The organism is Anaeromassilibacillus sp. 1001302B_160321_C8 (assembly GCF_015554745.1).
GTDB classification, from domain to species: Bacteria; Bacillota; Clostridia; order Oscillospirales; family Acutalibacteraceae; genus Anaeromassilibacillus; species Anaeromassilibacillus stercoravium.
This window is the reverse complement of sequence record NZ_JADNJD010000005.1, coordinates 1-18,568: the sequence shown is the minus strand read 5'-3', so window position 1 is coordinate 18,568 and position 18,568 is coordinate 1. Positions and strand designations below refer to the sequence as shown.

General features: G+C 55.4%; 20 protein-coding genes. 6 read left to right on the top strand and 14 right to left on the bottom strand.

The window, feature by feature from the left end:
- Window positions 1-60: 60 nt before the first annotated feature.
- The 8 genes from I2E77_RS04850 to I2E77_RS04815 all read right to left on the bottom strand — a co-directional run bounded on the left by I2E77_RS04850 (window position 61) and on the right by I2E77_RS04815 (window position 7,558).
- The gene (locus tag I2E77_RS04850; protein WP_087233876.1) at window positions 61-279 is read right to left on the bottom strand and encodes a cation transporter; all 219 of its coding nucleotides are present in this window, start codon (window positions 277-279) and stop codon (window positions 61-63) included.
- A gap of 23 nt (window positions 280-302) precedes the next feature.
- The gene (locus I2E77_RS04845) at window positions 303-665 is read right to left on the bottom strand and encodes an ArsR/SmtB family transcription factor (RefSeq protein WP_087233874.1); all 363 of its coding nucleotides are present in this window, start codon (window positions 663-665) and stop codon (window positions 303-305) included.
- A 127-nt stretch (window positions 666-792) separates the two neighbouring features.
- Window positions 793-1,620 (bottom strand): prolipoprotein diacylglyceryl transferase, encoded by an 828-nt coding sequence (locus tag I2E77_RS04840; RefSeq protein WP_195450721.1) that lies wholly within the window; start codon window positions 1,618-1,620, stop codon window positions 793-795.
- Window positions 1,621-1,691: 71 nt separating this feature from the next.
- Window positions 1,692-1,955 carry a hypothetical protein gene (locus I2E77_RS04835; protein ID WP_275532233.1) on the bottom strand — a complete coding sequence of 88 codons (264 nt, stop codon included), beginning with the start codon at window positions 1,953-1,955 and terminating at the stop codon, window positions 1,692-1,694.
- A 133-nt stretch (window positions 1,956-2,088) separates the two neighbouring features.
- Complete coding sequence (locus I2E77_RS04830; RefSeq protein WP_195450720.1) at window positions 2,089-3,915, bottom strand: MutS-related protein; 1,827 nt, start codon at window positions 3,913-3,915, stop codon at window positions 2,089-2,091.
- A gap of 8 nt (window positions 3,916-3,923) precedes the next feature.
- Complete coding sequence (locus I2E77_RS04825; protein ID WP_195450719.1) at window positions 3,924-4,916, bottom strand: glycosyltransferase family 2 protein; 993 nt, start codon at window positions 4,914-4,916, stop codon at window positions 3,924-3,926.
- Window positions 4,917-4,919: 3 nt separating this feature from the next.
- On the bottom strand, window positions 4,920-5,081 hold the full coding sequence (locus tag I2E77_RS04820) for a hypothetical protein (protein WP_172749680.1): 162 nt from the start codon (window positions 5,079-5,081) through the stop codon (window positions 4,920-4,922).
- Window positions 5,078-7,558: a YfhO family protein gene (locus I2E77_RS04815; RefSeq protein ID WP_195450718.1), complete on the bottom strand. Its 2,481-nt coding sequence runs from the start codon at window positions 7,556-7,558 to the stop codon at window positions 5,078-5,080. The genes I2E77_RS04820 and I2E77_RS04815 overlap by 4 nt, the downstream gene beginning before the upstream one ends.
- Before the next feature lie 470 nt (window positions 7,559-8,028).
- On the opposite strand from I2E77_RS04815, the gene yfbR reads away from it, so the two are divergent.
- Together yfbR and I2E77_RS04805 are read left to right on the top strand one after the other, a co-directional pair.
- Complete coding sequence (yfbR, locus tag I2E77_RS04810) at window positions 8,029-8,679, top strand: 5'-deoxynucleotidase (protein ID WP_191395983.1); 651 nt, start codon at window positions 8,029-8,031, stop codon at window positions 8,677-8,679.
- Between the two features lie 203 nt (window positions 8,680-8,882).
- Window positions 8,883-9,944, top strand: a complete 1,062-nt coding sequence (locus I2E77_RS04805) for an LCP family protein (RefSeq protein WP_237966955.1) — start codon at window positions 8,883-8,885, stop codon at window positions 9,942-9,944.
- Between the two features lie 90 nt (window positions 9,945-10,034).
- Here the strand turns inward: I2E77_RS04805 and I2E77_RS04800 are convergent, their stop codons facing one another.
- The gene (locus I2E77_RS04800) at window positions 10,035-10,301 is read right to left on the bottom strand and encodes a hypothetical protein (protein ID WP_195450717.1); all 267 of its coding nucleotides are present in this window, start codon (window positions 10,299-10,301) and stop codon (window positions 10,035-10,037) included.
- Window positions 10,302-10,304: 3 nt separating this feature from the next.
- Window positions 10,305-10,571 (bottom strand): hypothetical protein, encoded by a 267-nt coding sequence (locus I2E77_RS04795; protein ID WP_087233854.1) that lies wholly within the window; start codon window positions 10,569-10,571, stop codon window positions 10,305-10,307.
- 129 nt (window positions 10,572-10,700) lie between these two features.
- On the opposite strand from I2E77_RS04795, the gene I2E77_RS04790 reads away from it, so the two are divergent.
- A complete protein-coding gene (locus tag I2E77_RS04790) occupies window positions 10,701-10,973 on the top strand; it encodes a Smr/MutS family protein (RefSeq protein WP_087233852.1) in 273 nt (90 codons plus the stop codon).
- A gap of 8 nt (window positions 10,974-10,981) precedes the next feature.
- Here I2E77_RS04790 and I2E77_RS04785 read toward each other — a convergent pair whose 3' ends face one another.
- Together I2E77_RS04785 and I2E77_RS04780 are read right to left on the bottom strand one after the other, a co-directional pair.
- Complete coding sequence (locus tag I2E77_RS04785) at window positions 10,982-11,314, bottom strand: RNA polymerase sigma factor (protein WP_191405945.1); 333 nt, start codon at window positions 11,312-11,314, stop codon at window positions 10,982-10,984.
- Window positions 11,311-11,517, bottom strand: a complete 207-nt coding sequence (locus tag I2E77_RS04780; protein ID WP_087233846.1) for a hypothetical protein — start codon at window positions 11,515-11,517, stop codon at window positions 11,311-11,313. The genes I2E77_RS04785 and I2E77_RS04780 overlap by 4 nt, the downstream gene beginning before the upstream one ends.
- A gap of 698 nt (window positions 11,518-12,215) precedes the next feature.
- Here I2E77_RS04780 and thiW point away from each other — a divergent pair.
- From thiW to thiE, 3 genes are read left to right on the top strand one after another with little or no spacing between them, the layout of a single operon-like run.
- Window positions 12,216-12,722 (top strand): energy coupling factor transporter S component ThiW, encoded by a 507-nt coding sequence (gene thiW / locus I2E77_RS04775; protein ID WP_195450716.1) that lies wholly within the window; start codon window positions 12,216-12,218, stop codon window positions 12,720-12,722.
- Window positions 12,719-13,558 (top strand): hydroxyethylthiazole kinase, encoded by an 840-nt coding sequence (gene thiM, locus I2E77_RS04770; RefSeq protein ID WP_195450715.1) that lies wholly within the window; start codon window positions 12,719-12,721, stop codon window positions 13,556-13,558. The genes thiW and thiM overlap by 4 nt, the downstream gene beginning before the upstream one ends.
- A complete protein-coding gene (gene thiE, locus I2E77_RS04765; RefSeq protein WP_195450714.1) occupies window positions 13,555-14,208 on the top strand; it encodes a thiamine phosphate synthase in 654 nt (217 codons plus the stop codon). The genes thiM and thiE overlap by 4 nt, the downstream gene beginning before the upstream one ends.
- A 252-nt stretch (window positions 14,209-14,460) precedes the next feature.
- Here thiE and I2E77_RS04760 read toward each other — a convergent pair whose 3' ends face one another.
- Both I2E77_RS04760 and I2E77_RS04755 read right to left on the bottom strand, forming a co-directional pair.
- Window positions 14,461-16,920 (bottom strand): SpaA isopeptide-forming pilin-related protein, encoded by a 2,460-nt coding sequence (locus I2E77_RS04760; protein WP_195450767.1) that lies wholly within the window; start codon window positions 16,918-16,920, stop codon window positions 14,461-14,463.
- A gap of 805 nt (window positions 16,921-17,725) precedes the next feature.
- The coding region (locus I2E77_RS04755; RefSeq protein ID WP_195450713.1) for an FIVAR domain-containing protein at window positions 17,726-18,568 on the bottom strand (843 nt) is incomplete at its 5' end.

Sequence of the window (18,568 nt, the reverse complement as noted above, 5' to 3'; positions counted from 1 at the left end):
CCCTCCTGCATCAAAAATGAAGTGATTTCGCCGACCGAGTTGCGAAAAAGGGACGCACACTTAGAGGTTGATGACGCAATCCGGCTCCACGCGTTTGCAGACCTTGACGACTTCCTGCATGATGGCGTCAAAACGGGCGTCGTCGGCATCCACCATCATCTTCTGCGTCAAAAAGCTGACGTTCGCATCGTTGACGCCGTCGATCTTTTTGATGGCGTCCTCCATCTTGCGGGCACAGTTTGCACAATCAAGGTCCGTCAATTGAAAGCGCTTTTTCATGGAAAAATCCTCCTTAAAAGTTGTTATTCTGCCACGTGCTCCATGCCCTGGTCGATGATCGTCCGGACATGGCCGTCCGCCAGGGAATAGAAGACCGTCTTCCCCTCCCGGCGGTATTTCACCAGCTTACTCTGCTTGAGCGCGCGCAGCTGATGGGAAATGGCGGACTGCGTCATATTCAGCAGCTGTGCAATGTCGCAGACGCACATCTCCGATTCAAACAAAACGTACAGGATCTTAATGCGGGTGGAGTCGCCGAAGATTTTGAACAGTTCGGCCAGATCATACAGGATCTCGTCGTCCGGCATATCCCGTGTGACCTTCTCCACAATGTCCTCGTGCGCATGGATAAATTCACAGCGCTCCACACCGTTTTGGTCTGTCATGTTATCACACTCTTTCATATGAGCTGTTGTTCATATATTATTATATACAAGTACTTTGAAAAGTCAACCCTGTTCTTATGGGCCTGCAAAAAAAACTTGCCGCCCATTTGCATAGGCAGCAAGTTGTTCAGTAGAATCTTCTTTTTTGGGCTTTTCTACAGCTTCTGTGTTGCCCGGCCTGTAAACCGCTGATAAAGCAAAAAACAACGGCAACCAAAAACAATCCGACGCTGATGTACTGCGAGGTGGATAGGCCAAACCAGATGCCGCGGTAAGTATCCCCCCGGCCAAATTCAAAAACAAACCGGCCAACCGAATAGCAGAGGAGATACAGGACGAGCCGCTTCCCCTGGAATTTTCCTTTCTTTTGTAAGGTCCACAGCAGGAAAAACAGCGCCAAATTGAACGCCGCCTCTACTAGCTGGATGGGGAACCGGCTCACCCCGTTGGCCTGCTCGATCAGGTTGTGCGTATAGGTAAACCCAAAGCTGCAAGGGACGCCATAGCAGCAGCCTCCTAAAAAGCAACCAATCCGTCCAAAAAAATGGAACAGCGGGATGGCCGGGGCCAAGAGGTCAGCCCACTCGGGCAGCGCAAACCCCCTTTTCCGGACATACAGTGCGCCGGCAAAGATCCCCCCCAGCAGCCCGCCATAGAAGACCGAACCGCCAAACAAGATATAAGCGTTCTCAAAAAATGCCTTTGGGGAATCGCTGGCTAGCAAATTTGGGGCGGACCCTGGCGCGCTCAGCACATTGACCAACCCATACAGCAGATGCCCACCCAGCAATACCCCAACCGCAGACACCAGCAACACCATAATCATATCATTTTCATCCAGGCCCTTTTTCCGCGCCTGGCGGCAGGCATAAATCCCCGCTGTGAAAATGCCCACGAGCGCTAAGACGGGATAAATCCCGAAGGTCTTTCCAAAAAGTTCAAATGTAGGAATCAAGGCAATCTCTCCAAAAAAAGATGCAAGCATCGCAAGAATGCAATGCTTGCATTTTCTGTTTTAAATGTCGGTTATCCCAGTGCGCCCGCTGCGCCTGCTGCGCCAACCACACCCAGCGCGCAAATGACACAGATCACACCCAACGCGCCAAATACGGTTCCGATGATGCCCAGCACCAAGCCAGCCGTAGCAAGGCCCGTCTCTCCCGGCAAGGCCGTCTTACGCGCTTTTACGCCAAAGACAATGCCAAGGATCGCCAGAATAAACGTCACATAGCATACAATCGGGATGAAGGAACCAATGATTCCCAAAATACCGCAAACTAGAGCCGCAATGGATAAACCTTTTGAATTATTATTTATAATTCTCCCTCCTTGAGCTGTATTCTACACGATTTGCTTTTTCTGTCAAGGAGATTCAATTATTTTCACCTCAACTCAGGAAAATTTTTATGCAATTTCCCAGCCTCTATTGGAAGCCTTCGCCTTCCTCCGGCAGGATTCCCACCAGCCGCAGCAGGTGCTGCGCGTTGGTGGTCCGGCAGCGCCCGGGCCGGATTCGGTAGTCAAACCGGATCTCCCGGCCGGAATAGTGCTCGGTAAAGTGGTAATTCACCGCGGGCGTGCGGGGATCGTTCTCCAAATCGCACAGCTCAAAGTCGTGGGTCGTCACCAGGGTCAGGACGTTCGGCCGCGCCAGCCTGCGGATGGTCTCCCTCGCGCCGATGATGCGGTCCCGCGAATTGGTGCCCCGGTAGATTTCGTCGATCAAGGCGATCATGGGCGCGGCCGACTGGCTGCGGTCGATGATCGTTTTGACGCGGAGCAGCTCCGCATAGAAACTGGAAATCCCCTCGCTGACGCTGTCCTCCACGCGGATGGAGGTGCACACCGCCATCGGCGAGGCACAAAAGCGCTTTGCCGCCACCGCTCCCCCGGCAAAGGCCAGGATCAGATTGGTCCCAACGGTGCGCAGGAAGGTCGTCTTTCCGGACATGTTCGACCCCGTGATGATGCAGGTCCGCTGCCGCAGGGAAAAATCGTTGCCGGCCGCCCGCTCCTCGGGGATCAACGGATGGCGCAGGTCCTGCGCATCCAGAAAGGGCTGCGCGGCGTCCCGCAATTCCGGAAACGTATGGACCGCTTTCACCTGGGACAGCACCCCCAGGCTGAGGAGCGCTTCCACCTCCCCAAGCGCCTCCAACCATCCCTGGATGTAGGGGCCGTAGGCCTTCTTCCAGGCATATAGCCGTTTGGCGCAGTGAAAGTCATAGAGGAACAGCGCATTGTAGAGAAGCAGCGCCAAGCCGTTGTGCCGCGCGGCGATCGAGCCGGAAATCTGCTCCAGCTCTTTGAGCGCCTGCTGCGCCCCGCCGTTTTGCTGTAGGCGGTCCTGCAAATCCCGCAAATAGCCGCTTACAAAGGTCTCCTGCGCAAAACGGGCGGCCAGTTTCCGGTAGGGCAAAACCATCTTATGGAACCGGTACACCGGCCCGAACTGCTGGTTATGCCCTTTTAAGCACAGGAGGGCCGTCCCCAGCTGCACCAGCGCCAGGCAACTGAAGCCGATTTGCCCAATCTGCGGATAGAATCCCAGCAGGGCGGAAAACAGGCACAGCAATGTCAAAACGGGAAGGACCCAAAGCAAAAGCCCCCGGAAAACAGGCCGCCGGGCTTCCGTATGGAGGAAGCGGTCCCAAACGTCGCTGGTGGTCCCCTTTTTGGCGTCCCGTTCCGGCAGCGCGAACGCTTGATATTCCGCGGAGAAATGTTGCTTCTCCGCCAATTCTTCCACCGCTTCCCGGCGGCTGTTCCATTCCGGCAGGCTGCCGCACCCGCGCTTGAGCCAATCCGCCAGGCAGTCCCGGCCAAACGGCGTGCTCGCGGCGCAGATGTATTGATACAGGGAGTCCTTGCCAAAGAGGTCGAGGTCCCGCCCCGGCGGGTAATCCTCCGACAAGTAGGCGGCGCCGTCCACCGGGGAAGCCTTCCAACCGTCGCCGCTGCGGTCGAGGTACGCCTTTGCGACATCCCGCAGGGCGGTATGGTGCGTTTGCCGCTCCACAATGCGGCTGTGCCGGCCGATCAACCACACAAATGCAAGCAATGCCAGCGCACCGGCGCCATAAAACAGCGGCTGGTTCTGCACATACCCGGCGACGCACGCCCCAATGATACAGAGCATGGCCACGCCCCGGAGAAATGAACAGCGGTTATACTCTTTCCGGTCCTGTTCCAGCGCCGCTGTACAGTCCTGGGAAAGCTCCTGATAAAAATCCAAAGGTTTCTTTTCCATAGGCGCACCTATTTCCGCGGTTGGCCGGGTTCGTCCCCGCCCGTCTTCTCCTCGATGCGGTAGCGGGGCCTCGCCTTGACTTCACTATAAATTTTTCCGACATAGCCGCCCACCACGCCGATGCACAGCAGCTGGATGCCCCCCAGCAGCCAGATGGAGGAGACGGTCGCGGTCCACCCCGCCACGGCATTCCCTGTGAAATAGGAGATCAGGGCGTAGATCAATCCGCCGACGCTCAGCACACTGACCAGGATGCCCAAATTGGAGATGATTTTGAGCGGCTTGACGCTGAACGACGTGATGCCGTCCAGCGCAAAGGAGATCATCTTTTTCAGCGGGTATTTCGATTCGCCGGCAAACCGCTCATGCCGGTCGTAATAGACGTAGTCGCTGCGGTATCCGATCAGCGGGACGATGCCCCGCAGGAAAAGATTGACCTCGCGGTATTCGGAAAGCGCGTCGAGCGCCCGTTGGCTCATCAGGCGGTAGTCCGCATGGTTATAGACCGTCTCCACCCCCAGGATGCGCATGACTTTATAAAAGCCCTGGGCGGTTGTGCGCTTGAAGAAGGTATCGGTCTCGCGCTTTTTCCGCACGCCATAGACCACATCGCAGCCCTCCAGGAATTTCTGCACAAACTCGTCCAGCACTTCGATGTCGTCCTGTAGGTCTGCGTCCAGGCTGATGGCGCAGTCCGCGCGGTCCTTCGCCTCCATCAGCCCGGCCAGCAGCGCATTCTGATGGCCGCGGTTGTGCGCCAGTTTCAGCCCCGTGACCAGCGGGTTCTGGGCGCTGAAGGCGGAGATGAGCTCCCAGGTGCGGTCTTTGCTCCCGTCGTCCACGAACAGCATGCGGCTCTTTTCCCCGGCCAGGCCCGCCTGCTGCATCTGTTGCAGCTTTGCCGTCAGGCGTTTGACGGTCTCCGGGAGCACCTCCTCTTCATTGTAGCAGGGCACCACCAGATAGACCGTCGGGATATGCGTCTTTGGATTCTCATGCATGGCTTATTTCTCCTCCTTTCGCCCAGACGCCCCGGCCAGCGAAAAGATCAAGCCAAGGGTCGCAATAATCACGCCGATGGCGGGGGAGCCGGGGATGGCAAGAATGAGGGCAATCCCAAATAGAATGGTGGAAATGCCCAACAGCAACAAACGGATCTGGTTCATCCGACATCCTCTCCTTTTTCGACCGAAGGTTCTTTCACCCGGAACGTGCGGCGCTTGGGCGGGTGTGCGCGGTCGTACCGGCGCGTGACCAGCCAGTATACGCCCAGCAGCAGGAATGCCCCCACCGTCACGCCGGCCCCCAATTTGAGGCCCGGCGTCTCATAGTCAAACCGGATGGTGCTTTCGCCCGCAGGCACGCGCACCGCCATAAAGCCGACGTTCACCTGCTCGATCTGCGCCGGTTCGCCGTTGACGGTGGCGCTCCATCCGCTCTCATACGGGACGCTGAAAAAGACCAGCCGGTCCTTATCCGCTTGGATCGTTGCGGTAAAGCCGCTGTTGTCCCGTTCAAAGCTGGAGCAGGACATGCTGCGGCGCGCCAGGCAGTCGGCAAAATAGCCGGATTCCGTGTAAGAGACCGAATTGAGGCCCTCAAAATGGTTCAGGATGTCCCCATAGCGCAGGGCCTGCTCGTCGTCCAGTACCATGGTCTTGAGGAGCAGCAAATTGCGGTCGTCCTCGGGCACCTGGTCGTATTCCTCGCGGGTGATGTAACTGTCGTAGCAGAAACCCATGGGGATGAAATACTGGTTTTCCCAGATATCAAAGCCGTTGCGCGTACCGACATACTCCCAGCCGGGCATCTGCGGTTCCCCATCCTGCTCGAATGTACCGCCGCTCGTGGTGGGGTCCAGCAGCCAGCGGCAGGAAGTCAGCCCGCGCAGGCCGTAATATTTGACGTCCGGGCGGGTCGCCACGTCGCGTTGGATGCCGATCGTGGGATAAAATTCCATCACCGAGCCGGGCACAATGCTGTGGAACGCCTGGATGGTGGGCATCTGGAAAAACATCGCCTGGTTGTCCATGCCGTCATACACGTCGATCCGGCAATCGCTCGTGTCAATCCCCAGGTCTTTCCCGCCGTTGAGCGAATAGGGGATCATATGGATGTGGTTGTCGCTGCTCTGCGTCTTGCCGAGCGTGATAAAATACAGGGAATACACCACCGTGATGACCGCCACGCCGCACATGCAGTACCGCACAAAGCGCTTTGTCCGCTCCCCGTTGAACCGCCGCGGGAAGAAGAACCGTCCTTTCCGCTTGGAAAGCTCCTGCCGGAGCCGGCGCAGCGGGTAGTCCTTCATTAAAAAGGTGAGCAGCAGCAGGCTGAGCAGGGCGATCGCCACATACGCCCAAAAGCGCGAGGGATACGCTTCCAGACCGATGGAGACGGTCTCCCCGTCGCCATTGGCGCCTGTCTGGACCATCAGGCCGATTGGAAGCGCGATGCCCAAGGTAAAACCGAGCGTCCATTTGATCGCCCGCTTCCAGTCGGCGCGCGGATTTTCCAGCGCGGTCACGGTCGCCAGTGACATCATCAGGGTGAGCATGTAGAACCAGCGGGCATAGTAACCGGAATTAAACATCTGGAAGGCGGAATTCAAAACCGGCACAAACGCCATCAAGAACAGGATGGGCAGCAGGGTTTTGACCCAGCTTTTGCGCCGCGCCTGCATGGTGGCGAACACGCCTGTCATGCTGAACAGCGGCAGCCACGCGCCCAGGGACGCCCATTTTGCCTCGGAATCCGGGGTAAAATTGGGGCGCGCCGGAATGTCCGGCGGGAAGAAGAAGCACTCCAAAATGTGCACATACCGCTGGTTCCAGCTGTAGAGCAGGGCGCTCCAGCCGTTCGGCGGGTTGTCGATGCGCGGGTTCTGGATCACGCAGAGCACCGTCGGGATCAGCAGCACGCAGGAACACAGCAGGCCAAGCACCGCTTCACAGGCCAGCAGCGCGAAATCCCGCAGGCCAATGCGCCAATCCTTGACGGCCAGCCGCAGGAAAAAGTAAATCACGCAGAATACTACCTGTCCCACGAAGAAATAATAGTTCATAAAACAGCTGGCAAAAACCAGCAAAGCGAACACGCCGCGCCGCTTAGTGGCCATGTATTCATCCAGCGACCACAGGAGCAGCGGGAAAACGATGATGGCCTCGTGAAAGTGGTTAAAGAAGATATTGTACACCGAAAAGCCGGAAAACGCATAGAGCAGCCCGCCCAGGACCGCATAGTCCGGCGTACGGACATACCGCTTTAAGTAGATAAATCCCGTCAAAGACGCGCAGCCAAATTTCAAGATCAACAGCGGCCCCATCAGGTATGGTACCGCCTCGCTGGGAAACGGAAGCGTCAGCCAGAAGAACGGGCTTCCCAGCAGATAGAAGGTATAGGAACCGATAAAATTCGCGCCGAGATCGGTGGTCCAGCTCCAGCCAATGTTGCCGCTGCGGATGGCGTCGTGGCACATCTGGTAGAACGGCACCTGCTGCACATTGAAATCGCCATAGAACAAAAAATAGCCGTTATCCCAAATGATGAAAGGCAAAAAGAATACAAGGGAAATGCCGATCCCATAAAGGAACGCCCTCCAATAATTGCTGGAAGCTTTTTCCGGAAAACGCAGCCGCGTCACAGAATCACCTGACTTTCGTTATCTTTTTCGTTGTTTCGTCATTTACCGTGGTATTTTTTCCCGCAAGATGCTATTATTATAATGCGTATGGGGCAAAGCCACAAGCCTGGAAACCGGCCCATGGACCGGAAAAGTGGATGAAGCGTGGACTCCGGCCGATCTTTGTGGGAAACGCGCCGCCGTGGTTTATCGAACAGGAAGCGTTCTGCCTGCCAATTCCATCCATAAAAAACCAGACCTATTATACTATAGCACAGCCCCATGGAAAACAAGCAAAAAAATGGGCGAGCCCGCCAGAGCCACAAAAAGAGGCCAACGCGCACGGCGGTCTGGCTGGCCGCCTATCATCTGACTCTTATAGAAAAACATTTGACCGGCGCGGCTTTTTTCAATTCTTCCAATTTCTGACTATTTTTGGGAAGGATCTGAAAGATTCTGCGCCCTTCAGTGGTATTGGAGGTATAGAGGAAATGCCATCCGAATTTTTCGCCATGCTTTCGCGCATGAAATATATCGACCGTTGGGGGCTGATGCGAAACACACGACAGGAAAATCTGAGCGAGCATAGCTTTGAGACCGCGGTCTTAGCCCATGCGCTGGCCACCCTGCGCAACGTACGCTTCGGCGGGCACGTCCAGCCCGAGCGGGCCGCTGTACTGGCGCTATTCCACGATGCGCCGGAGACGCTGACGGGGGATCTCCCCACGCCGGTCAAATACTACAACCCCGACATCCGCGGCGCCTACGGCGCGGTGGAGAAGGCGGCGGAACAGACCCTGCTCTCCCTTCTTCCAAGCGATTTGCAGGATTCCTATGCGCCCCTGCTGGGCGGGGACAGCGAATCGGACGCCGAGCTGCACAAGCTGGTCAAGGCGGCGGACAAGCTCTCGGCGCTCATCAAATGCTTGGAGGAGCGGCGCATGGGGAATACAGATTTCCTCAAGGCGGAGGAAAGCCTCTGGAAAGCGGTGCGTGGCCTGCATCTGCCGGAGGCCGATTGTTTCCTCGACGAATTCCTCCCGGCCTATTCCCTGACGCTCGACGAAACCCAGCCCGGCCAATTGCACGCGAAGGGTCCCTTCCCTGACAAGCCGGGAACGGGCGGAGAGGGCCGGGGATAGTGGAATCCCCCATGTTTTCCCTTTCCACACGTTCTCAAGGGAGGGAATTTGCATATACCATTTGATACAGGGATTAACAAATATTTAATTTCTTATTTAAAATTATATCTCCTTGCAAAACCAGTATAATATACGAGTTAATGCGCCTTTTTTCGAAAAATTTTTCGCACAGCCGCTTGGCCGTTGCTTTAAGGAATGATACTGTGAATCAAGATAAGAAAAAAAAGCGGATCCGTCTGATCCGCAACATTGCTGTTTTGCTTTTGAGCCTGGTGTTGGTGGTATTTGGCAGCGGCCTCGTCTATGCGGACATGCTGTTGAGCCAAATCGGTTATACGGAATTGAGTTCGCTGGCGCCCCCTTCCAGCAGTTCCAGCCCTGTCTCCAGCAGCGATGAAGACACGTCTTCCACAGACGAGACATTGGGCGATCCCAACTTGTTGGGTGGGCTGTACCACGACGATGCCATCACCAACATCCTGTTGCTCGGCGTGGATGATTACCAAGCGAACGATGTGGGCCGCAGCGACAGCATGATGATGGTTTCTATCGACACCCGCCACAAAAAATTGAAGCTGACCAGCTTCATGCGCGACCTGTATGTGGCCATCCCCTACCATGGCAGCAATAAGCTGAACGCCGCCTACCCTCTGGGGTATCAACAGAACGGCGCAGCGGGGGGCGGGCAACTGGCCGTCTCCACCATCGAAGCCAATTTCGGCGTGGATATCGACCGCTTTGTGCTGATCGATAACTCGGCGTTCGACCAGATCATCGACAACCTCGGCGGCGTGGAGATCACGCTGACAGCGGCGGAGGCCCGGCTGATCAACCAGTATTCCGGCGATCCAAGCCGCAACCTGACCGAGGGTACCCATAATCTCACTGGCAAGCAGGCGCATTACTACTCCCGTATCCGCGCGATCGGCGACGACTTCGAGCGCACGCAGCGCCAGCGCAATGTATTGACCAGCTTGGTGAACAAGTTTAAAAATTCCAATATTGGGACGATCAACAAAGCGCTATACGATTGCCTGGGCCTGGTCCAGACCAATATGACAAAGGACGAGGTATTTTTCCTTGCGGCAAATGCGCTCACCTATATGAACTATTCGATGGAAGAACACCGCGTTCCGGGGGATGACGAATACTATGCCACCCGCGTAGATGTGGGGTCTGTATTGGTTCCATACCGTGAGCAGTGCTCGGAAAGCCTGGTTGAGTTTATCTTTGAGGGCGATGTCCCGGGGAAATCCTCCGATTAACCCGCTATGCATAACAAAAAGGATTTGGAAAACGGTTGTCTTCCAAATCCTTTTCTTTTTCCGGAAAGCCCCTCCCGCCGATGCGCACGGTCAACGGCGGTATAGCAAATAGTTGGCCCTTCCTTCGTCCTTCCGCCGTACATAGATATAGTACATGGTCGAATGCTCCGGAGTTTCCATCATAGCGCTTGCCATCATGCGCGCGCCGGTGTCCCCACCCAAAAAGAACACCGGATGGCCTGCTTTTCCCTTGCGGATATAGCGGACGCCGGCTTCGGAAAGCGCATTGCAGACCTGGTCGCAGTCCACCGTGGAAGTGCTGGCGTAAACCTGCTTCCATCGCCAAAAGCACAGCATTGATTATCCCTCCCTCGCCGCTTGTTCCAGAAGAAATTTTGCTATTTCTAGGTCCTGCCTGCGGACATCGACATATTGCATTACCACACCGGCGGGATATTTTCCAAAGGAGCCAAAGCGCATCCAGCCGCTGGCTGCGGCGCCCGCATGCCCGCATTTCGCCCGGTAACGATATGGGATGCCTGCCGCATCCAAAAGCGCACAGATACGGGCGCTTTCCTGATCGGAGCACCCGCAATAGAGTTCTTTCCACCTGCCTAAGAACCGCATGGTCCTCCCTCCTTTAACATCTTGCGACCCATCGGGCCTTTCCGGATTTTCTTTCATTTTAACATATACCCCCATAAAATCCAATAAAGAATCTTTTTGAGAAAAAATTTCACACAAGGACGCGATCATATGCTTCAAAATCCCCGCAAAACCACCGTGGAAATCAATCTGCACGGCCTCACAACCGCAGACGCCAAGCGGAAGCTGGAACAATTTTTGTCCCGCTTACCCGCCAGTGTGACCGAGGTCATCGTAATCCATGGGTACCACGGCGGGCAAGCTTTAGGGAATATGGTACGCCAGCGCCTGAAGCATCCACGCATCCGCGCAAAGATCCTCTGCCTGAACCCCGGGGAAACCCGGCTGCTGCTCTCTCCCCCGGCGCGTCCCCATTCCAAATAAGCCGCAGGTCAATCTTCCTCCGGCAACGGCTTATTGGAAGGCTCCAGGCGGCTGAACGAATAGCGCATGACCTTCCCCAGGCGCTCCCGCCCCTTTTTGATATGGACGGATACCGTCCCCGGCGTAAGCCCCAGCAGCCCGGCAATTTCATTTACGCGCATCTGCTCGAAATACCGCAGTTGGATGCATTCCCGCTGCCGCTGGGTCAACTCCCCCTCCATAGCGGCGTGTAAGGCCCGCAGCATCTTTCGATATTCCGCATCCGGTTCGCCGCCGCTTCCCTGCATCGCCGGCAGCCGGTCCCCGAAGAGTTCTAAGCTCAGATTGGATTTTCGCCTCATCGCAACCTCCCACATTTGATCAGGTAGTTCCCCACATGGAGGCAGTCCAGATACATCCCATACAGGAGTTGTATCCGCCCCTCCAGCTTGTCCGCCTCTTTTTCCTCTGTCGCGTCCGCGGCTTGACGCCGCAGCAGACGCACCCGCTCGCGGAGATGTTCCGCCTCCCGCAGGTATTCCTCCCCCCATACAAGGTAATCCATATTGACATTTCTCCTTAACGCATTTGAATCTTAATAAGATTCTTTTTAATTTTATGATAACACCATAAGTGAAAAAAGTCAACCAAAATAGAACAAATGTTTTCTAAAAAATTTTAAAAATCCCCTTGACAACGATTCCTTTTTATCATATACTAATACCAGTTATACAGGACAGAACAATCGTAAGTTCGCGTGATATATTTGAATTAGCGCCATGCATATCCAATGCATACTGCCGGGATCGGCGGTAAGGTCCGTATATTCCAGCCATTGAAGAGCAATCTTCAATGGCTTTTTATATTTTTTGCACTTGTTGCCTCCCTTCCAGAGCATGATGCAACGCAGCGGATTTTCGGAGCTTCCAACGGCTCATTGGCCAGAGCACCTCGTAAGTTTCGAAACGCAGATTCGTGTATTTCCGTGCCGCATATACTATGGCGGCACCTTTGTGTGGACGACACAAGCCCCCTTTTCTTGACAAGCTTCAGAAAAATATGCTAGCATAAAGTAGATTTTGGACCGGCCGTCCCTTGCAGAGGGCCGGGCTGGTTCTTGCACATTTCCCCCGCCTTCCGTCTGGATGGCTTATCAAAGGCCGCAGGAAAACCGGCCTTTTAGGGATTTTTGCCAGGTAATCTTTTCAAAGGGACATGCCGCCAGCGTGTCCTATTTTTCTGTATCAAAAAGGATGGCATGCTATGAAAGCCAAAACAAATGTGAAAAAAATGGCCATTCTCGCCATGATGGTCGCGCTGGGCGTCGTCTTATCCCCGATTTTGCGCGTCCCCGGCATGGCCCCCATGCAGCATTTTATCAACGTCATTGTTGCCGTTTTGCTGGGGCCGTGGTACGCCCTCGCCTGCGCAGTGCTGATCGCCCTTTTGCGCATGTGGCTTCTGGGTGTCAACCTGTTGGCGGTCACAGGCGCGGTGTTTGGGGCGGTGCTCTCCGGGTTGCTCTATCGGGCGACCGGCAAAATGCTCGCCGCCGTGGCCGGTGAAATCGTCGGGACCGGAATCATCGGCGCGATGGTCTCGTATCCGGTAATGGCGTTCCTCTATCATATGGACGGCGTGGTCCTGTTCACCTATGTGCCGTCGTTCTTGGCAGGCACGATTATCGGCGGCTTTGCCGGGTATCTCTTTTTAATCGCACTTTCCAAAAACGGGCTGTTGGCCCGGCTGCAAAGGATGGCGAACCAATGAACCAAATGGAATCCATGGCCCTGCTTCTCAAAAATTTGCGGCAAACGGCGCCGTTGATCCATTGTATCACAAACCACATCTCCATCAACGACTGCGCCAACGCGGTTCTGGCGCTCGGCGCACGCCCAATCATGGCCGAACATCCGGATGAGGCTGCGGAAATCACCGGCCACGCCCAAGCCCTGGTCTTAAACCTAGGGAACATCAGCGCCTCCCGCATGGAAGCTATGCGGCGCTCGGCGTGCGCCGCCGGGAAAACCGGTATCCCCATTGTGCTCGACCCCGCCGGGGTTGGGTGCAGCCCATTGCGCCGCGCATTTTTTGCGGAATTAGCGGGGATCGCCTCATTTTCCATCATCCGGGCCAACAGTTCGGAGCTCCGCGCCCTATGCAGCGGCGATTCCACCACGGACGGCGTAGACGTTGCCGCGGACGACAAGATCACCCGTAGCACAGCAAAACAGCAAGCACAATGGGTCGTTGAAGCCGCGCGCCGCTTTCACTGCGTGGCGTCCGCCTCGGGCGAGGTGGACATCGTATCGGATGGGCAGTCCTGTTGGTTCCTCTCCAACGGCGACCCGATGCTGGGGCAAATCACCGGGACGGGCTGCATGTCCAGCGCTTTGGCGGGGGCCTGCTGTGCCGGTGGACAGCCGCTGGAGGCCGCTGTCACAGCGGCTGCCCTTATGGGGATCTGCGGCGAACAAGCTGCCGCAGAGACAAGGGCGCGCGGCCGGGGGGCCGGAACATTCCACGCCGCTTTGCTGGACGCCTTATCGACGATTTCCTCGGAAGCGCTCGCGCAGAATCTACATATGGAAGGAGCATCCCTATGAACCAATCGGACTGCCTGCTCTATCTCGTCACCAACAGCGACCACCTCGCACGGGAACCGTTTCTCCGCGTGATCGAAGAAGCTTTGCAAAACGGGGTAACCCTGTTGCAGCTCCGCGAAAAAGACAAGGATGGCCGGGAATTTTATGAAGAGGCCCTGGCTGTCAAGGAATTGTCCAAGCGGTATCATGTGCCGCTTCTGATCGACGACCGCATCGACGTCGCCCTGGCGGTGGACGCGGACGGCGTACATGTGGGGCAAAGCGACCTTCCTGTCTCCGTGGCAAGGAAGCTGTTAGGGCCCGGCAAAATCGTCGGGGCAACGGCCAAAACCGTGGCACAGGCGCTGGAAGCGCAGGCCCAGGGGGCCGATTACCTGGGGACGGGGGCCATTTTCCCAACGCAGACAAAGGCCGCCGCGATTCCCACCAGCGTGGGAACCCTTTCCGAGGTCTGCCGGGCAGTGAACATCCCGGTTGTGGCCATTGGAGGGCTCAAACAGGACAACTTGTCTGTGCTGGAGGGATGCCCCATCAGCGGGATTGCCGTGGTATCCGCCATTATGTCGAGCGCGACCCCGGGCATAGCCGCGCGGGAATTGGCGGCTATGGCAAAGAAGCTTGTAGAACTTGGACGCGCCAAAAACGCCTAATGCGGAGAAAAGGGCTACAAATACGGATTTATAAAATAGGAAGCTCCCGCCCTGGAACATCCAGGACGGGAGCTTCCCTGTTTTATGAAGATTTTTCGATCATGATTCAACGCATAGCCATTGGGGGATTGCCTCGCTTTTGAAACGCTTATCGGACAGCGCTGGCCCTTGCGGCAATCCCGCCGCCGAAGCAGCAGGGACCTTTTTTATCCTCTGTTCCTACTGCTTCAGAAACGGTTGAAAGGGAGTAAATCAGCATTCTTCTTTTTTGCGGAATTTGCGGGGGACGATCATCACGGCGCCTGCTGCCGCAAGGATACCCATACCGCCAACGGTGAACAGCATGGTACCCGTGCCGCCGGTGTGCGGAACCGGGCTGTTGGCAAACTTGACAGTAACAACATTGCTCGCATCTGCCTGGTCAGGAATGGTAATGGTCAGTTCCTCGTTGCTGCAAACATAACCCTCGGGCGCTTCTGTTTCCTTCAGGTAGTAGACGCCGGCATCGAGGCCATCCAGAATAATATGGCCATTCGCGTCCGAAGTCAGCTCAACGACGACATTGATGGGATTTCCTTCGCCATCTTTCTGGTAGAACTCGAACTTCGCACCTTCCAGGCCTTTCTCCTCATTGGTCTGGTCGTACTTAAAGACATCGATCTTATATGTATTGACCTTGACGATGGATTTCTCTGTCTCGCCGTCCGGATAGGTAACCCACGCGGTGTTCTGATAGCTGCCAGCCGTTGCTTCCTCGGACAATGTGGCCGTATAGGTCACGGTGATCGGCGTAGCGTTTGCGATGTCTTCGTCGTCGATGGCCCCCATCTCGTAGAGATTGACCAGGTCCACGGTGATCTCAAAATCGCAGGTTGTGCCATCTTCATGTTGCGCCGGTTCGTAGTTGATCGTATACTGGTCAGGCTGAATCAGTTCGTCATCCCCAACCTTGACCACGAAATTAGTGGGATCAATGAACATGTCATTCATGTCGTCATGGAAGGTGAGCTTATACTCGCCGCGGTCTTCCACGGGCACATTTGCCAAAGTGTTGACCACCTCAGGATCGTCCGCTTCTTCGGGTTTTATGTAGTTGAGCAGGTCGTCCGGCACGTTGGACGTCAGTTTGAAATCCACGGTATCGCCTGCTGCTGCCGTATCCTCTTTCTTGTCGCCTTCTTCTGTCACAATGACCTTATCCAGGCCCGGGAAGCTGGTCTTATCGATGGGGTCTTTGCCGTGGGCTGCTTTGAGAGAGGTCAGGCCGCTAACAGTAGCCAAGCCGGTTTCTTCGGAGAAATCCGTGAATTCTTCGATGTGGTTTCCATCTTCGGTTTCCGCATGGGCTTCCCAGCGGGCATCCGCAGCGTCGTCGTACCAGCCGTCGATGAGGTGGTCGCAATCGTCCAATACCCACATGTCGCCTACATCCGTCAAAGTGGCGTTTGCTCCGTTGCGGTTGTAGAGATCATCGCCTGCAGTACCGGCGTGGTTATTGTACAGCTTTACGCCAACAGGGATCGTAACGGTTCCGGCATTGCAGATGCCGCCGCCCGTTTGATGAGCGGAATTGTTCATAATAACAGCCGTGCTGGGCAAAACCAGCCTGCCGCCGTTATAGATACCGCCGCCGTTGGTAGAAGGCTCGTCGTTGCCTGTAACCGTAAACTTCGCGCCTTCTGCAATGTTGAAGGTTCCGTAGTTCTCCATGCCGTTGCGGACGTTATTCAAGATATTGATTTCCGCTTTTGCTTCCACGGTGGAAACGCCGTGGGCACGCAGGCCGCCGCCCGTATACCCATAGCCATTTTCGTTCGCGTTGATGACCGATGTTTCGTCCATCGTCATATCGCCGGAATAGGTAATTCCATAATAGGCATTGTTATTGCAGTTCAGCACGGAGTTCTCAATGGTCACATTGCTGGCAGACAGCCCATGGCCGTTGTTGTTCTCAAAGGTAATCTGCGAATTGATGGCGGTAAATTTACCGCCATTTGAAGCGTTGCTTGTACAATTCTGGATAGCGAACGTCGAATCCTCGACATAAATCGTCGGGCTGTTTACATAACCGCGGTTTGTGCCGTCAATCAGGAATTTACTGCCGCCGGTGACATTTACATTGGCGGTGCCCGCTGCATCCAGCTGGATTCCTTGGCCCGCATTGCCCTCCGTACCAACGCCAAGAATCTGGAACGTCGATCCATCCGTCACATTAATCTTCGATCCAGCATTCATATAAATAGCGTTGCGGGCACCGGTTGTCCGGCTATCAAACATAAAGGCCAACTTTGCTCCATTTGTGACATTCAATGTGCCGCTCAAGGACAGCATCAACCAAGGAGACGTACCATCCGACGTCCACTCTACAGAAACGCCGGCACCGTCAAAGGTCAAAACGCGGCTGGGGTCATTGAGGCCAAAGCACATCCAACCTTCGCCGTTGCTGGTAAGCTGGCGGTCAATGGTGATTTTACCATTTCCGGTAAAGGTCAACGTCTTATTAAAACCTTTGGTCAATTCGCAGTCCTGAAGCAGGGTGATCGTTGAACCCTCCGGCGCCTCTTCCACCGCCTGATCCAGCGTTGCATACGTCTTGTCGCCAACCTGCGCCACGTCGCCGTCTGCTGCAAACGCTGTCGTCGGGAGGAATGTCAGCAGCATGCACAATGCGATAAGGCCGCTGAACAGACGTGTTTTCATGTTCCTTTTCATAAAATTTTGTTCTCCTTTCTAGCATATCTGGGAAGCCCCCTTCCTGGGGTCCTAATTCCTGGTTCGTTCTCCGCCACCAGACAGCATGCATACCGCTGTGTCCGTGGCCCTACCGCCTCCTCCCATTTGCTGCACCCGATCGCATCCACAGCCTTCAAAATGCTGGTTGCCAATGTAAGCACCGCGCTGTTTCTTGCAGAGGCAAACAAGCATCTGAATTCTAATAAGATTCTTATAATCTTATTAAGATACGGCTTTAGGAATGTTTCTTATATTATCATATTTGTTCACAAAAAGCAAGATTTTCCGGCGGGATTATACCCAAAATTGTTGATATTAACATCGTCCATTCATCGGATAAACCTGCTTTAAACTATCTTTTCTCTAAGAGTCCATCCATACGAGTTTCCTTTGTATTTTCTTACAGACGAATCACACCTCCGAATTGAAAAGAAAAATGCAAAAGGCCCCTTCCCCGGAAAATTCCGGGGAAGGGGCCTTGCTATTTCATTTATTTAAGAAAGAACCTTTTTCTATTTCGTAACCCTTTCTACAAAAGCACTTAGCCAATCGTCACTGCACAGTGCTTCACTGGACGTGCAGCGTCTTTCACGCCTACGGCGGGCACGCAGTGCCTTTCGCGCCTACGGCGGGCACGCAGTGCCTTTCGCGCCTACGGCGGGCACGCAGTGCCTTTCGCGCCTACGGCGGGCACACAGTGCCTCTCTCGCCTACGGCGTTCCCTAAGAAAGCAAACTGCAAGGAGTTTGTTTTCCGCTCCATATGGGAAGCCCTAAAGAAACACTTAGCCAATCGTAACTGTACAGTGCTTCACAGCGTTCTGGCCCGGCAGGGTAGTGTAAACGCCCGTGCTCTGGCCCGGCGTGCCGATGGCATAGACTCTGTAGTAGTAGTCGTTGCCGATCTTCGCCACGAACTGCGTCTTCAGCACTTCGCCGTTGCCAACCGTGAAGCTCGGCGTCATGGCGTTGCCGTTGACTACCGTCATCTTGAAGCAGTATGCGCTGCCTCTCTTCAGATTGAAGTTGACCGTCGTGTCGGAAACCACATATGCCTGCTGGCTGGCCACGCCCTGTGCTGCGGATACAACCCCCGCTGCGCCGTATGCGTTGCCAACATTGGCAGACGTGCTGCCCTTGCCGCTGTTGCCCGTGCCCGGCTTCTCCGCCTTGACCAGGTTATTCGCGGCAGCTTCCAGGTTGGTATATGCCTTTGCAATCGCCTGGCCGTCTGCGGTCTCGTCCGCGGCAACCGTCTTCGCAACGCTCAAAGCCGCCTTAAAGGCCGCCACGCTGCGGTCGGTGTAGCCGTCCAGATCCTTCTGCTCCATCTCGGCGATCAGCTTGTTCAGCTCGTCCCTGCTCGGGATCTTGCGCAGGGCTGCCATCGCTCTCGTCAGGGCCTCGGCCTTTGCATCCACGTCGGCCTGGTCTGCATTCGCATTCGCGAGCAGTTCTTCCGCCTCTGCCAGCACGCTCTTGAAGGTATCGAACGCCTCATCCTGGATATAGTCGTCCGGGTCGAGGGTGTTCGCTTCGTCCACCAAGCTCTGCAGCTCGCTCATATCCGCACGGAATTCCAACTTTTCAATCGCTGCTTGCAAGTTGTCATATGCCTCGTCCACGTC